Source organism: Affinirhizobium lemnae, assembly GCF_022968395.1.
Taxonomy (GTDB): domain Bacteria; phylum Pseudomonadota; class Alphaproteobacteria; order Rhizobiales; family Rhizobiaceae; genus Neorhizobium; species Neorhizobium lemnae.
The window spans coordinates 110,337-124,245 of record NZ_JALJQZ010000002.1; the positions used below are offsets into that span (position 1 = coordinate 110,337).

General features: G+C 59.5%; 16 protein-coding genes. 12 read left to right on the top strand and 4 right to left on the bottom strand.

The features are described from left to right. Positions 1 to 9: 9 nt before the first annotated feature. The 3 genes from MUU53_RS01845 to hemC form a co-directional block, all read right to left on the bottom strand. Positions 10 to 1,377 (bottom strand): COG4223 family protein, encoded by a 1,368-nt coding sequence (locus MUU53_RS01845; RefSeq protein ID WP_247259343.1) that lies wholly within the window; start codon positions 1,375 to 1,377, stop codon positions 10 to 12. Between the two features lie 88 nt (positions 1,378 to 1,465). Beyond that, complete coding sequence (locus MUU53_RS01850; protein WP_247259344.1) at positions 1,466 to 2,152, bottom strand: uroporphyrinogen-III synthase; 687 nt, start codon at positions 2,150 to 2,152, stop codon at positions 1,466 to 1,468. 18 nt (positions 2,153 to 2,170) lie between these two features. After that, the gene (gene hemC, locus MUU53_RS01855; protein WP_247259345.1) at positions 2,171 to 3,100 is read right to left on the bottom strand and encodes a hydroxymethylbilane synthase; all 930 of its coding nucleotides are present in this window, start codon (positions 3,098 to 3,100) and stop codon (positions 2,171 to 2,173) included. A gap of 81 nt (positions 3,101 to 3,181) precedes the next feature. On the opposite strand from hemC, the gene tsaD reads away from it, so the two are divergent. Genes tsaD through MUU53_RS01880 form a run of 5 tightly spaced genes read left to right on the top strand, consistent with a single transcriptional unit; the run spans position 3,182 to position 6,693 of the window. After that, complete coding sequence (gene tsaD / locus MUU53_RS01860) at positions 3,182 to 4,276, top strand: tRNA (adenosine(37)-N6)-threonylcarbamoyltransferase complex transferase subunit TsaD (RefSeq protein ID WP_247259346.1); 1,095 nt, start codon at positions 3,182 to 3,184, stop codon at positions 4,274 to 4,276. Continuing rightward, positions 4,273 to 5,262, top strand: coding sequence for an NAD(P)H-dependent glycerol-3-phosphate dehydrogenase (locus tag MUU53_RS01865; protein ID WP_247259347.1), 990 nt, complete (start codon positions 4,273 to 4,275; stop codon positions 5,260 to 5,262). Before tsaD ends, MUU53_RS01865 begins: the two co-directional genes overlap by 4 nt. 24 nt (positions 5,263 to 5,286) lie before the next feature. Next, positions 5,287 to 5,583, top strand: coding sequence for a YciI-like protein (locus MUU53_RS01870; protein WP_165134154.1), 297 nt, complete (start codon positions 5,287 to 5,289; stop codon positions 5,581 to 5,583). A 5-nt stretch (positions 5,584 to 5,588) separates the two neighbouring features. Continuing rightward, positions 5,589 to 6,032, top strand: a complete 444-nt coding sequence (locus MUU53_RS01875) for an EVE domain-containing protein (RefSeq protein WP_247259348.1) — start codon at positions 5,589 to 5,591, stop codon at positions 6,030 to 6,032. A 7-nt stretch (positions 6,033 to 6,039) separates the two neighbouring features. After that, positions 6,040 to 6,693 carry a class I SAM-dependent methyltransferase gene (locus tag MUU53_RS01880; protein ID WP_247259451.1) on the top strand — a complete coding sequence of 218 codons (654 nt, stop codon included), beginning with the start codon at positions 6,040 to 6,042 and terminating at the stop codon, positions 6,691 to 6,693. Here the strand turns inward: MUU53_RS01880 and MUU53_RS01885 are convergent, their stop codons facing one another. After that, entirely contained in the window at positions 6,694 to 7,164 is a 471-nt protein-coding gene (locus MUU53_RS01885; protein WP_247259349.1) for a hypothetical protein, read from the bottom strand. A gap of 294 nt (positions 7,165 to 7,458) precedes the next feature. Between MUU53_RS01885 and sdhC the strand changes: the two genes are divergently transcribed. The 7 genes from sdhC to zapE all read left to right on the top strand — a co-directional run bounded on the left by sdhC (position 7,459) and on the right by zapE (position 13,892). Continuing rightward, positions 7,459 to 7,851, top strand: coding sequence for a succinate dehydrogenase, cytochrome b556 subunit (gene sdhC / locus MUU53_RS01890; protein ID WP_247259350.1), 393 nt, complete (start codon positions 7,459 to 7,461; stop codon positions 7,849 to 7,851). An 11-nt stretch (positions 7,852 to 7,862) separates the two neighbouring features. Next, entirely contained in the window at positions 7,863 to 8,243 is a 381-nt protein-coding gene (gene sdhD, locus MUU53_RS01895) for a succinate dehydrogenase, hydrophobic membrane anchor protein (RefSeq protein ID WP_062556105.1), read from the top strand. Positions 8,244 to 8,249: 6 nt separating this feature from the next. Continuing rightward, positions 8,250 to 10,091, top strand: coding sequence for a succinate dehydrogenase flavoprotein subunit (sdhA, locus tag MUU53_RS01900; RefSeq protein WP_247259351.1), 1,842 nt, complete (start codon positions 8,250 to 8,252; stop codon positions 10,089 to 10,091). Positions 10,092 to 10,094: 3 nt separating this feature from the next. Continuing rightward, the gene (locus MUU53_RS01905; protein WP_247259352.1) at positions 10,095 to 11,021 is read left to right on the top strand and encodes a glycosyltransferase family 25 protein; all 927 of its coding nucleotides are present in this window, start codon (positions 10,095 to 10,097) and stop codon (positions 11,019 to 11,021) included. Then, on the top strand, positions 11,014 to 11,793 hold the full coding sequence (locus tag MUU53_RS01910) for a succinate dehydrogenase iron-sulfur subunit (protein ID WP_062556102.1): 780 nt from the start codon (positions 11,014 to 11,016) through the stop codon (positions 11,791 to 11,793). Before MUU53_RS01905 ends, MUU53_RS01910 begins: the two co-directional genes overlap by 8 nt. Positions 11,794 to 11,963: 170 nt before the next feature. Beyond that, a complete protein-coding gene (locus MUU53_RS01915; protein WP_247259452.1) occupies positions 11,964 to 12,506 on the top strand; it encodes a protease inhibitor Inh/omp19 family protein in 543 nt (180 codons plus the stop codon). Between the two features lie 219 nt (positions 12,507 to 12,725). Then, on the top strand, positions 12,726 to 13,892 hold the full coding sequence (gene zapE, locus MUU53_RS01920) for a cell division protein ZapE (protein ID WP_247259353.1): 1,167 nt from the start codon (positions 12,726 to 12,728) through the stop codon (positions 13,890 to 13,892). Positions 13,893 to 13,909 lie beyond the last annotated feature (17 nt).

Genomic DNA, 13,909 nt, shown 5'->3' on the forward strand with positions numbered 1-13,909 from the left:
AGATGCTCCTCAACCGTTCGAACCACTGGCAGCCATGGCACGTGTCAGCGTGCCGGCAGCGAGTTCATCCACGTCTATGCGCGCATCGAGTGCCTGCTTGTAGGCTGAGGCTGCCTGCTTCGCTGCATCCGGCAGGCCGTTGAACTCCGCTGCTGCCGCCTTCAGGTCGCCATTCTTGATGCGCTCCTCCATGCGGGCCACGCGCGCTTCCGGCGTATCGCCGTCGACATCGCCAACCGGACGAACTTTCACCACGCGCATGGCGCTGGACATCAGGCGCGCTGGTATGCCTTCGTCAGCGGCGGGCTGGTGAATGGCATCGATCATGGCATTTGCAGCGGCAGGAAAGCGACGGACCAGATCGGCGCGGGTCGGTACACCCTTGTCCGCATAGGCTTGCAGTTTCGAGGCTGCCGGATCGTCGGTTGCCACGCTCGCAAAGGTATCGAGTTCAGCCTTGAACGAGCCGCCTCTGTCCGTTGCGGCCTTCAGTCCTGCCGCAGCCAGTGCGCGGGCAATGGCCTGCTCCCGGCCCGGCTGGGTGATCCGCTGTTCAAGCGCCTGCATGCGCTGGCCAAGCTTGGCGCTGTTATCGCCCATGGCGGCACTGGCGGATTTGGCTGCAGCCAGATCTCGCTGCAGGCTTTCCACCTGTTGGGCAAGCTGCGCATTCCCGCCACCGTTCTTTTCAAGTGCCGCAATGCGCGCGGTCAGATCTGCCGGAGGCTTGGCGGTCTGGAGAGCGGCGACCTGTTGACGCAATTGGTCGATAGCCGCTGCATCGCCACGCCCTTGCGGGCCGAGACCCGGAATAATGCCCGCATATTGCATGCTTCCGGCAAGCAGAAGCGCAACAAGACCGCCTGCAATGCCAGCGGCGATCATGGCAGATGTGGAGGGTGATTTTTTCGAGGTCTCGCCTGCGTGATTGGAAGCCAGAGGCGCAGTCGTCGGTGATGCAGGCGACACCGGCGCTTCAGGCTGTGTTTCCGCGGCCTGGCTGAAGGGCGACGGATTTTGCTCGGCGGAGGGGATGTCCGCAGACTTCAGCGTGTCATTCGACGTTGCTGGCGCGTCGGCGGAGGAGGCCGGATCGGCGTCTGATCCGAGTTTTGCCGGTTGTGCGTCAGGAGCCGTTGCTTCGCCTGCTGCCGGAGCGCTTTGTGCAGGCGCATCGTCTGCTGCCGACGTGGTTTGCGTGATGGTGTCGGCGGTCGCATGGTCGGCCACGGGGTCGACCGGTATGCTCGCAGTCGGCTCGTCCGTGTCGTTGGCGCGCACGGGTTCGGCGATGATGCCCTTGTCCTCGGCCGCCAGATCAAGTGTGACTGGGGTCTTTCCCGAACGGGAGCGGCGGGGCGGCTTATCCGAAACCATGGCAACCTCTTCTAGAACTGTTCCAGCTCAAAACTAGTCAGCCGGATGGATGATGGAAAGGGGCTCGAGGGATTTTGGTTCCGGTTGTTCAAGAAAGGAGAGCCAACAGCGCCTCTTCCGTTGGTTGGCTGGCAACCGAAACCTTCATTTTCGTCGCTTCGCCAAGGCTGCGGGCAACTTTACGGCTGAGGCATATTGCGCGGCAGTTTTGCCAGAAGTCAGGATTATCCCTAACCAATGGTTGCTCCATGAACAGCCGCGCTGCTTCGCTGGAATATAGAAGCACCGCATCGGGGGCTGTTTCCAGCACTTGCTCCTCAGAACGTGTCCAGACACGCGGTAGCATCTCATAGCAGACGGTGGTGGAGAAGCGGATGCCCGCAGTGGTGAGGCCCTGTTCAAGATCCGGTGAACGCGGATGCCCTGCCAGATAGAGAAGATCCTGACGGTTGAGGTCAATCAGCAGACGGGCAAGGCCTTCGCCGGTGCCATATGCCACCGTGACGGTGCGAAATCCGGCGTGACGCACCTCCTCTGCCGTTGCAGAGCCGACCGCAAACACCGGAACGCCGAGATATGCGGAAAGGTCGAGTTTGGAAATCGCCCGTACCGCTTCAGCGCTGGTGACGACCAGCGCAGAATAGGGGCGGGCGAGCGCTTTTCCTGCGTCTTCAGGCAGATGATGCGGGCGTGTGAGCGGCAGGATGAGAGGTTGATGACCAAGCTTGTGCAGTCTCTCTGCCGTGCGTTCAGCACTCTGCCGTGGTCGGGTCACCAATACCCGCATATCGGACTATACCCAGCCTTCGAAGAAACCGGTGCCAGCCGCTTCGCGTACCGTCGTTCCGGCCTTGACGCCGATGGTGCCCGCATCGATGCGCGGACCTTCCATCTGAACAGCGTGCTCTTTCGTGCCATCCGGTGTCAGGATCAGGCCGGAGAACTTCAGGTTATCGCCATCGCAAATCGCATAGCCGGCGATGGGTGTGCGGCAGGAGCCATCCAGTGCGGCAAGAAAGGCACGTTCGCAGGAAACGGCATCCCAGGTGGGGCGATGATTGATGGCATCGAGCAGTTCCAGCACACGCCGGTCGCCGATGCGGCTTTCGATGCAAATCGCGCCTTGCGCCGGTGCTGGCGGAAATTCGGCCGGGTTCATCAATTCGGTGGCAACATCCGGCATGGACAGACGATTCAATCCGGCGAGTGCCAGAAGCGTCGCATCCACCTGACCTTCCTCCAGCTTGCGCAGACGCGTTTCCACCAGGCCGCGGAAGACGATGACCGAGATATCCGGACGGCGGCGGCGAATTAGGGCCTGACGGCGCAGCGACGAGGAGCCGATGGTTGCACCTTCTGGCAGTTCCATCAGCGTCGGTGCCGTGCGACCGATGAAGGCATCGCGAAAATCCTCGCGCGGCAGATAGGCCGAGATCTCAAGCCCGGGAGGCAGGAGAGTTGGCATATCCTTGGAGGAATGCACGGCAAAATCCAGCTCTCCGGTCAGGAGTTGTGCCTCCAGTTCCTCGGTGAACAGACCTTTGCCGCCGACTTCCGCCAGCGACCGGTCGGTGATGCGGTCACCCTTGGTGGAGAGAACGACGATCTCAAACATCTCTTCCGGCAGGTTGTGCGCAGCCATCAGGCGGGCGCGCGTTTCGGAAGCCTGTGCAAGTGCCAGCGGGCTGCCGCGGGTGCCAATGCGGAAAGGTTTTGTTTGCATCTGTCGTCATCCATTGTTACGCGATAGCTTCGTAAACAGGTTTCGCCCGCATCGCAATTCATCCAAAGACGTCTGGCCTTTATGATACGCCCTCTTCGCATTCTCGGCATCGAAACAAGCTGCGATGAGACAGCTGCTTCCATTGTGGTGCGCCATGCGGATGGGCGCGGCGAGATTATCTCCGATGTCGTTTTGTCGCAGCTGGAAGAGCACAGCGCTTTCGGAGGCGTGGTGCCTGAAATCGCGGCGCGTGCCCACGTCGAGGCTCTTGATGGCCTGATCGAGGAAGCTCTCTCCCGCGCGGGTATCAAACTGTCAGATGTCGATGCGGTTGCAGCGACGGCCGGTCCTGGCCTTATCGGCGGACTTCTGGTGGGGCTGATGACCGGCAAAGCTATTGCCATGTCAGCCAACAAGCCACTCTATGCGGTCAACCATCTGGAAGGCCACGCGTTGACGGCACGTTTGACGGATGGTCTCGGTTTTCCCTATCTGATGCTGCTCGTCTCCGGCGGTCACACCCAGCTGGTGCTGGTGAAGGGCGTTGGCGATTACGAGCGCTGGGGTACGACGATCGATGACGCGCTCGGCGAGGCCTTCGACAAGACGGCCAAGCTTCTTGGGCTTCCCTATCCCGGCGGTCCGGCAGTGGAGAAAGCAGCACGCAACGGCGATGCCACGCGATTTGATTTTCCACGCCCGCTCGTCGGAGAAGCGCGGCTCGATTTCTCGTTTTCAGGTCTGAAGACGGCGGTGCGGCAGGCGGCGACCGCCATCCAGCCGCTGACGGAGCAGGATATCGCCGATATCTGTGCCTCTTTCCAACGCGCCATCTCACGAACCTTGAAGGACCGTATCGGACGTGGGCTTGCGCGCTTTCGCGAGCGTTTTCCCACGCTTTCCGAGCCTTCGCTTGTGGTGGCGGGCGGCGTGGCGGCCAATCAGGTTATCCGGTCCACGCTGCAGGATCTGTGCAACGAGCATCGCTTTGCCTTCATCGCGCCGCCATTGAACCTGTGTACAGACAATGCCGCCATGATTGCTTGGGCCGGGCTGGAGCGTATGGCGGCGGGTCTTCCCGCCGATCCGATTTCTGTTGCTCCGCGCTCTCGCTGGCCACTCGACAATGAAGCGGCCGCCCTTATCGGGTCCGGCAAGCGGGGAGCAAAGGCATGAGCGAACGGGAAAACATTGTCGTCGTCGGAGCAGGCAGCTTCGGAACGGCGCTGGCAACGGTTGTGGCGCTGGAAGGCCGCGTGCCGGTGACGTTGATCGGACGGGATCCATCCCTGATGGCGGATCTGCGCAATGATCGGGTCCACAATTCAGCGCTTCCCGGCGTGCCGCTGCCGGATAATCTTGTCTTTTCCGCTGAGCCCGATGCGCTGGAAGAGGCAAGCATCGTGCTGTTTGCCATGCCCTCCCAGGCGCATGCGGATGCGGCACGCCACTATGGGCCCTATATCCGGTCCGAGACCGTCATCGTTTCGTGCGCCAAGGGGATCGAGCGTTCTTCGGGGCGTTTGCTGACGGAGGTGCTGGGTCATGAATTGCCGCATCACTCGGCTGCCGTTCTCTCCGGTCCAGGCTTTGCGGCGGATATTGCCCGCGGTCTGCCGACTGCAATGGCCGTCGCTGCTGCCGATCCGGCGCTGGCGGAGCGATTGGCACGCGTGATTTCCGGTCGCACCTTCCGTCTTTATGCGTCAGCCGATCCGATTGGTGTGCAATTGGGTGGAGCGCTGAAGAACGTGCTGGCGATTGCCTGCGGCATTGCAGAGGGGGCGGGTCTGGGTGAATCGGCACGAGCCGCGCTCATCTCGCGTGGGCTTGCGGAAATGTCACGCCTTGCGGAAGCGCTTGGCGGTCGGGGAGAGACGATCCGCGGGCTTTCCGGTCTGGGCGATCTGGTGCTGACCGGCACCAGCCATCAATCGCGCAACCTGCGCTTCGGCATTTCGCTGGGGCAGGGGCATCCGGCGGATATGGCTGGCGGTGCGCTGGTGGAAGGTGCGTTTACCGCCGCGATTGCCTCGGATCTTGCCTCGCGCCATCACGTCGAGCTTCCAATCACCGATGCAGTTGCCGCCATCATCGAGGGCAGGCTGGATGTCACCACTGCGCTGGAGCGGCTGATGAGCCGCCCCATTACAACCGAATGATTTTTCGACAGGAGAGCATGAACCATGGCGCTTTTCGCCTTTCTCTGCACCGATAAACCCGGCCACCTGAATGTGCGCATGGAGACGCGTCCGGCGCATCTCGATCACCTCAATGCGCTGAATGACAAGGGCATCCTGAAGATCGCCGGTCCGTTTCTGGATGCTGAAGGCAAGCCGAATGGCAGCCTGATCATTGTCGAAACGGAGACGCTTGAAGAGGCGCAGGCGCTTGCTGATGCCGATCCTTATGCCAAGGCTGGGTTGTTTTCCTCTGTCGAGGTGAAGCCCTATAACTGGGTCTTCAACAAGCCGGGAGCGTAAGCGGCATGGCTTACTGGCTGTACAAGTCCGAACCCTTCAAGTGGTCCTGGGAGATGCAGAAGGCCAAGGGCGCAGAAGGCGAAGAATGGACCGGCGTTCGCAACTATCTGGCGCGCAACAATATGCGGGCCATGAAGATTGGTGACAAAGGCTTCTTCTATCACTCGAACGAAGGGCTGGAAGTCGTCGGCATAACCGAGGTCTGCGCGCTTTCTCATCCGGATTCGACTGCCGAGGGCGATCTGCGCTGGGACTGCGTGGATATACGCGCCGTCTGCGATATGCCGAAGCCCGTCTCGCTCAAGGATATCAAGGCGAACCCGAAGCTCGCCAAGATGTCTCTCGTCACGTCCATGCGGCTCTCCGTGCAGCCCGTGACGGAAGAGGAGTGGTTCGAGGTTTGCCGGATGGGCGGGCTCGATAATCCGCCGCTTTCTCCTTCTGAATAGGTGACGCCTGAAAACCGACCCGGTTGAGTTCATCCTTGCCAATACCAGCCTGACGGCGCCGCCGCATGTGCCGGAGATACGCCTGCATCTTGCCGATGAAGCGCATGATCTATGGCTGAAAACAGAGGATGAGCTGCAGCAGATAGGTCTGCAGCCGCCGTTCTGGGCCTTTGCCTGGGCGGGAGGGCAGGGGCTCGCGCGGCATGTGCTCAATCATCCGGACTGTGTGTCGGGCAAGTCTGTTCTCGATTTTGCGTCGGGTTCGGGGCTGGTGGGAATAGCGGCGGCCATGGCGGGAGCAAGATCCGTACTCGCTGTCGATATCGACCCTTGGGCGAAAAGTGCAATCGCGCTGAACGCTGAGGTCAATGGCGTCGAGCTTGATTTTTCCGCTGAAGATCTGGTGGGACACCCGATCGATCAGGATGTCGTGCTTGCCGGAGACGTTTTCTATGATCGCGAATTTGCGGCGCGCATAACCGTCTGGTTCGATGACCTTCTGGCGCAGGGAAAGGATATCATCGTCGGCGATCCCGGTCGCTACTACCTCCCCAAGCGGCGACTGGAGGCGCTCGGCACCTATGAGGTGCCGGTTACGCGGGCGCTGGAAGACAGCGAGATCAAGCGGACGACGGTATGGCGATTTCTGCCTTCCGAATGATTACGGCGAGCCGCGCACCACGCAGACCCCATGTTCCATGGCGCAGGCCGATTTCCCGTTTGTTTTGCCCGTCGGGGACACAGTGATGATCTTGGCGCCGGGGCCAACATTGGATGCGCTCCCATTCCCGATGCCATCTGCAAAGAAGTAGATGCCGTTTCCGCGGAAGCGAACGGCGCTCAGCCCGCCTGCGAATGTGCCGAGGCCGCGGACGTAGGAAGGCAGACCGTTGCCGCCCACGATGTCACGCCGCTGATGGCCGGATTGATAATGATAGGTATTCTGAGCGCTGAAGCGATATTCGTTTCGCGGTGAACGGTGGTTTGTCCAGCTTCCGTGACGATCAGACGAACCAGACTGTTTTGCGAGGGTGTTGGGTGAAGATCCCCAGACCGTATCTGCCCGCGCACTCGCCAGCGGCGCTGTCAGGCAGATTGCGACAATAAGCGCATGCTTTATCAGTCCAGCCATCATGGCTTTTCCTCTCGAATTTAAGAGTAAGTTAACCATAGTATTGGCAGAAAGTTGCATTGATCAACCCGTCATCTCGTTCGATCGTAGAAAGAGGTGATGGGAAGCATGATGCTTGCGACAGAATGCGCAGTCTCCACAATCGATTAAATTTAAAAACCTTCTGAATCCGGCTTGTGATATGCCACATCGATGGGTAAATCAGCCGATGATGCGATGCACATACTCTATGGTGAGCATGCTGCGCCGGGACCGTGCCCGTTTCAATCACGCACGAACGCCGCGAGGATTATGATGGCGAATGTAACAAACAAGCGGCCACTGTCGCCGCACCTTCAGGTCTATCGTTTTATTCCTACCATGGCCATGTCGATCGTCCACCGCATTACCGGTGGCGCCTTGTATTTCGGCACGGTTCTGGTGGCTGCCTGGCTCGTTGCCGCCGCCTCCGGCGAGCACGCCTTCAATCAGGTGAACTGGTTCTTCGGTTCCATCGTAGGACAGCTTATCCTGTTCGGTTACACCTGGGCCATGCTGCATCATCTTCTGGGTGGCCTGCGCCACATCATGTGGGATCTGGGCTATGGTTTCGAGAAGGAATTCTCGGCAAAGCTCGCCAAGGCCAATCTGGTTGCTTCGATCGCGCTCACGGTTCTTGTGTGGATCGTGGTTCTGATCGTACGGTAAGGAAACACCTTATGGATATGCGTACTCCACTCGGCAAGGTTCGCGGGCTTGGCTCCGCCAAGAGCGGCACGGAGCACTTCTGGAAAGTGCGGACAACGTCGATCGCACTGGTTCCGCTTCTGCTTTTTTATGTCGGCTTTCTGATCATGTATGCGGGCAAGCCCTACGCAGAGGTTGTTTCAGCCCTGTCCAACCCGTTCATCGCGACGATCAATGCGCTGACGATCATTGCCTCGATCGTCCACATGAAGCTCGGCATGGAAGAAATCATTCAGGATTACATTCACACCGAAGGCACAAAGTTTGCGCTTCTGATCCTCAATTCCTTCTTTTCGCTTCTGGCCGGTGGACTCTGTCTTTTCGCCGCCCTGAAGATCGCATTCGCAGGATAACATCCAATGGCTTCGATCACACCTATTGCGCAGAACGGTAAGGCCTATACCTACGTCGATCACTCCTATGACGTGATTGTCGTGGGCGCTGGCGGCGCCGGTCTTCGCGCCACACTCGGCATGGCCGAGCAGGGCTTCAAGACGGCCTGCATCACCAAGGTTTTCCCGACCCGCAGCCACACCGTTGCGGCGCAGGGCGGTATTGCGGCCTCGCTGCAGAACATGACGCCGGACAGCTGGCAGTGGCACCTTTACGACACCGTGAAGGGTTCCGACTGGCTGGGCGACGTGGATGCCATGCAGTACATGGTCATGGAAGCGCCAAAGGCGGTCTATGAACTTGAGCACTATGGCGTGCCGTTCTCACGTAACGAGGAAGGCAAGATCTACCAGCGTCCGTTCGGCGGCCACATGCAGAACTTCGGCGCCGGTCCGCCGGTGCAGCGTACCTGCGCGGCCGCTGACCGTACGGGCCACGCCATCCTGCACACGCTCTATGGCCAGTCGCTGAAAAACAATGCGGAATTCTTCATCGAATACTTCGCGCTCGATCTGATCATGTCCGATGACGGTCGCTGCACCGGCGTCGTGGCCTGGAATCTCGATGACGGCACGATTCACCGTTTTGCAGCCAAGATGGTCGTGCTGGCGACCGGCGGTTATGGCCGTGCCTACTTCTCCGCGACCTCTGCGCACACCTGCACGGGCGATGGCGGCGGCATGGTGGCCCGCGCCGGTTTCCCGCTTCAGGACATGGAATTCGTTCAGTTCCACCCGACCGGCATCTACGGTTCAGGCTGCCTGATCACCGAAGGTGCGCGCGGCGAAGGCGGGTACCTCGTCAACTCCGAAGGCGAGCGCTTCATGGAGCGTTATGCCCCATCCGCCAAGGATCTGGCATCGCGTGATGTGGTGTCCCGCTGCATGACGTTGGAAATTCGTGAAGGTCGTGGCGTTGGCAAGAACAAGGACCACATCTTCCTGCATCTGGACCACCTCGATCCGGCTGTACTGCATGAACGTCTGCCGGGCATTTCCGAGAGCGCCAAGATCTTCGCAGGTGTTGACGTGACGCGTGAGCCGATCCCGGTTCTGCCGACGGTCCACTACAACATGGGTGGCATTCCGACGAACTATTGGGGCGAAGTGCTGAACGCCGACTCCAATAATCCGGATCGTATTTTGCCCGGTCTGATGGCTGTTGGCGAAGCCGGCTGCGCATCGGTTCATGGTGCCAACCGCCTCGGCTCCAACTCGCTGATCGACCTTGTGGTGTTTGGTCGCGCCGCTGCGATCCGTGCAGCACAGGTCGTCAATCGCGACGAGCCGATCCCGGCTCTGAATGTTGCTGCCTGCGACAAGATCATGGATCGCTTCGACGCGCTGCGTCATGCCTCCGGTGCGACGCCGACGGCGGTGCTGCGCGACAAGATGCAGCGCGCCATGCAGGAAGACGCGGCCGTGTTCCGGACACAGGAATCGCTCGAAAGCGGTTGCCAGCGTCTCTCTGCGATCTGGGGCGAGATGAAGGATCTGAAGGTCACTGACCGTTCGATGATCTGGAACTCGGATCTGGTGGAAACGCTGGAACTGCAGAACCTGATGGCCAATGCCATCACAACGGTCTATGGCGCGGAAGCCCGCAAGGAAAGCCGCGGCGCGCATGCCCGTGAGGACTACAAGGATGGTCCGATGGGCGGTCGCGATGACGAAAACTGGCGCAAGCATACACTGGCCTGGGTTGCCGACAACGGTGATGTGAAGCTGGACTATCGTCCGGTTCACACAGACCTGATCGCCGACGGCATCGATGATGCAAAGATCGCGCCAAAGGCGCGTGTGTACTGATCGATGAGCATGGTGGTCTCCTTTCCCGGAACAGTGAATAGCGCTTCTGGTGGGAGGCCACTTGGCCTGTTCGCAATCAATCTCGATCGGTCGCCGGATCGCTGGCGGCAGATCGAGGCAGGGTTCGGCAGCCTGCCATGGCCCTTGCAGCGGATTGCGGGGATCGACGCCCGGCTTGACCCGGCAGCGGTTCTGGCCGTCAGACGTTTGCCGTTGCGGGTTCCGCCCCATGCTCTGGGATGGAACGCGCATCGCAACCGCTTGTTCATGCTGACGGAGGAGGCCTGCCTGGCCGGACACATTCTGGCATGGCGAACGTTTCTGGAATCCGATTTCGACCACGGCATCGTCCTTGAAGACGATGCCATGCCGCAGCAAGGGTTCGAGGCCGCTATCGAGGCTCTGCTCCGGCAGGGATTTGATGTGGATATCGTCAAGCTTGAGGGCATCTACCGGCCGGGTGCGCGAAAAGCGCTCAGACTCGGCAATGCCGGAGATCGGGTGCTCGTGCGTTCTCTGCGTCCGTGTTCGGGGGCAGCAGCCTATATGCTGACGCGCAAGGCAGCACAGCGGTTGCTGGATCGTATCGGTGATGTGCTTCTGCCAGCGGATGACTTCCTCTGGGCGCCGTCCTGGCACGGATTGAAGATCGCTGATCTCTCTCCGTGGGTCGTGATGCAATCCGGTGCGGCGAGCGTCATTGCGACCGATCGCGCTGCCAAGAAGGCGGATCGGGTGCCTCCGCCAGGACGCAATGTCTGGATGGCAGTGCGCCGTGGCCTGGAAAGACTTCTGCTTCTTTGGTCTGCCACCGATGGCAAGCCCTGGAAGATGGCAAATGCAGCATTGGCGCAATGGGCGCCGAATGATTATATCAAGATGAACAGTCAGGCGGTTACCGCCGAGGATCGAAGGTCCAAAAATGGTTGAACTCGCTCTTCCAAAGAACTCCCAGATGACCGAAGGCAAGGTCTGGCCGAAGCCGACCGGTGCTACCAATGTTCGCGAATTCCGCATTTATCGCTGGAATCCGGATGATGGCCAGAATCCGCGGATCGATACCTATTTCGTCGATATCGACGATTGCGGGCCGATGGTTCTGGATGCGCTTCTGTACATCAAGAACAAGGTTGACCCGACACTGACGCTGCGCCGTTCGTGCCGTGAAGGCATTTGCGGTTCCTGCGCCATGAACATTGATGGCTCCAACACGCTGGCCTGCACCAAGGGCATGGACGACATCAACGGGACGGTCAAGATCTACCCGCTGCCGCATATGCCGGTGGTGAAGGATCTGGTGCCGGATCTGACGAATTTCTATGCGCAGCATCGCTCGATCGAGCCGTGGCTGAAGACGGTATCGCCGACCCCTGCCAAGGAGTGGAAGCAAAGCCATGAAGACCGCCAGAAGCTCGACGGTCTCTATGAGTGCATTCTCTGCGCCTGCTGCTCGACCTCGTGTCCGTCCTACTGGTGGAACGGCGACCGTTACCTCGGTCCGGCTGTCCTTCTGCAGGCCTACCGCTGGCTGATCGACAGCCGCGACGAAGCCAAGGGTGAGCGTCTCGACAATCTCGAGGACCCCTTCCGCCTCTACCGTTGCCACACCATCATGAACTGCGCGCAAACCTGTCCGAAGGGTCTAAACCCCGCCAAGGCAATTGCCGAGATCAAGAAGATGATGGTCGAGCGCCGTATCTAGATTTGTCTTCATGGTTGACCTCGCCCTCAAATGCACCATTTGGGCGAGGCAAACGCATGAATGCATGGTTCATTCATGCGCAATGACTTGATTTGAGACAATCATCAGCGATAATCCTTGTGCGCCGCACAGGTGTCGGTTGAGCGAAGCGGAGATTTGGGAGCTTAATGATGCAGTTCAGATATGTGGTGACCGGCGTTTTGGTCGCAGTGTCCTTGGCCGGCTGCCAGAGAACCTCTTCAAGCCCCTACAGCAATCTGCCTGGCCCCGCTCCCTTGCAGGCGCAGCCGGTTCCATCGGTACAGGCCAACCAGTTGCCTCCTCCGGGTGCATCGGATCCGTCGCAGTTCCCGGCGGCCCCCAACACTGGCGCAGCAGGCACAGCTGTTGCATCCTTGCCGCCGGGCGGTGGGCAGGCACCTGCTACTGCGCTTGACGTGACCAAGGAGTCGATGGTCGGCAATTGGCGTGTCAACAGCGGCGGAACGAGCTGCGACATGTTCCTCACGCTCACCAACCTCGGCAGTGGTTCGCGCGGCGGCACACGTGGCTGTGCAGGCGAACTCACCACCATGGGCTCGTGGGAAGTCTCCGGCAAGAACGTGCTGTTCAAGAACCGCAATGGTGATGTCATCGGCCGCGTCTACAAAAGCGCCGATACACGTTTTGACGGCACAACGAATTCCGGCCAGGCGATCAGCCTGAGCCGATAAACAAATCTGACCAGATCGGACAAACGCCACCGCTTGCCGTCTCATTGAGCATCCGACTAGAGCATTTCGGCAAAACGGGATCGCCTGAAATGCTCTCTCTTTCTGCTTTACGTAGCCCGGACGCAAAACCGCTGACGCACTTTTGCTGGACCTGCTCTGGCTGTGTTTGTCCGATGATGTTTGAGATCGCTGGTTTGGTTGGCGCAATGAGCAACATGCATGGCCAAACTGCCTGATTACAACAACAGCGTAACTGATGAACTGGGAAGTCTCACGGCTGCCGGTTCGCTGCAACTTGACAGGGCGCAGTTGTCTGTTGCCGGTCATCTGGATCGGGTACTTTCGCAGTTGCGCAGTCGCGTGCCGGCGAAAAAGACGAGCGCACTTGGCTGGCTGTTCGCCAAGAAGAGCAAGCGCTCGGATCAGGCAATACGCGGTCTTTATGTTCACGGCTCGGTGGGTCGTGGCAAGACCATGCTGATGGACATGTTCTTTGCCAAGGCTCCGGTTGCCGCCAAGCGACGCTGCCACTTTCATGAATTCATGGCGGATGTGCATGGACGGATCCATGCCCACCGGCAGAAGCTGAAGAATGGGGAAACGAAGGAAACGGATCCGGTTCCGCCGGTTGCCGCCAGTATCTTTGCCGAGGCGGAACTGCTCTGCTTCGATGAATTCTCCGTCACGGACATTGCCGATGCAATGATCCTGGGGCGCCTCTTTACGGAACTGTTCCGACTGGGCTGCATTCTCGTGACAACGTCCAACGTCGCGCCGGATAATCTCTACAAGGATGGCCTGAATCGTTCGCTGTTTTTGCCCTTCGTCGAGCTCCTGAAGCAATATGTCGACGTGGTGACGCTCGATTCACCGACCGATTACCGGATGGAAAAAACAGCGAGCCTGCCGGTCTATCTTTCACCGCTTGATGGGCGCTCGGAAGCAGCGATGGAATCGGCCTGGCATCAGATAACCGATGGCAGGAAGCTCGAGGCGACGGAAATTCCGCGCAAGGGGCGAGTGATCCCCGTTCCCTGTGCGGTCGGGCGCGTTGCCCGTTTCAGCTTCTCCGATCTTTGCGAAAAGCCTCTGGGTGCTGCCGATTATCTGGAGATTGCAAAGCGCTTCGACATCGTCTTCATCGAGCGTGTGCCGAGGCTCGGTCTCAACAAGCGCAACGAAACCAAGCGCTTCATTAATCTCATCGATACATTCTACGATCGGACAGTTCGGGTGTTCATCACAGCGGAAGCGCCTGCGGAATCCTTACTTGTGGAACGCCATGGCACCGAAGGCTTCGAGTTCGACCGAACGGTTTCTCGTCTCTTCGAAATGCGTAGCCGTGATTATCTGGCACTTCATCAGGAAAAGCATAAGCAAATCTGACGGGATCATGACGAAAT

What these genes read in the sequence shown, in the direction of transcription:
- MUU53_RS01845 (WP_247259343.1), bottom strand. Translation starts at nt 1,377, where the DNA reads ATGGTTTCGGATAAGCCGCCCCGCCGCTCCCGTTCGGGAAAGACCCCA.
- hemC (WP_247259345.1), bottom strand. Translation starts at nt 3,100, where the DNA reads ATGCAAACAAAACCTTTCCGCATTGGCACCCGCGGCAGCCCGCTGGCA.
- tsaD (WP_247259346.1), top strand. Translation starts at nt 3,182, where the DNA reads ATGATACGCCCTCTTCGCATTCTCGGCATCGAAACAAGCTGCGATGAG.
- MUU53_RS01865 (WP_247259347.1), top strand. Translation starts at nt 4,273, where the DNA reads ATGAGCGAACGGGAAAACATTGTCGTCGTCGGAGCAGGCAGCTTCGGA.
- MUU53_RS01870 (WP_165134154.1), top strand. Translation starts at nt 5,287, where the DNA reads ATGGCGCTTTTCGCCTTTCTCTGCACCGATAAACCCGGCCACCTGAAT.
- MUU53_RS01875 (WP_247259348.1), top strand. Translation starts at nt 5,589, where the DNA reads ATGGCTTACTGGCTGTACAAGTCCGAACCCTTCAAGTGGTCCTGGGAG.
- MUU53_RS01885 (WP_247259349.1), bottom strand. Translation starts at nt 7,164, where the DNA reads ATGGCTGGACTGATAAAGCATGCGCTTATTGTCGCAATCTGCCTGACA.
- sdhC (WP_247259350.1), top strand. Translation starts at nt 7,459, where the DNA reads ATGGCGAATGTAACAAACAAGCGGCCACTGTCGCCGCACCTTCAGGTC.
- sdhD (WP_062556105.1), top strand. Translation starts at nt 7,863, where the DNA reads ATGGATATGCGTACTCCACTCGGCAAGGTTCGCGGGCTTGGCTCCGCC.
- sdhA (WP_247259351.1), top strand. Translation starts at nt 8,250, where the DNA reads ATGGCTTCGATCACACCTATTGCGCAGAACGGTAAGGCCTATACCTAC.
- MUU53_RS01905 (WP_247259352.1), top strand. Translation starts at nt 10,095, where the DNA reads ATGAGCATGGTGGTCTCCTTTCCCGGAACAGTGAATAGCGCTTCTGGT.
- MUU53_RS01910 (WP_062556102.1), top strand. Translation starts at nt 11,014, where the DNA reads ATGGTTGAACTCGCTCTTCCAAAGAACTCCCAGATGACCGAAGGCAAG.
- MUU53_RS01915 (WP_247259452.1), top strand. Translation starts at nt 11,964, where the DNA reads ATGCAGTTCAGATATGTGGTGACCGGCGTTTTGGTCGCAGTGTCCTTG.
- zapE (WP_247259353.1), top strand. Translation starts at nt 12,726, where the DNA reads ATGGCCAAACTGCCTGATTACAACAACAGCGTAACTGATGAACTGGGA.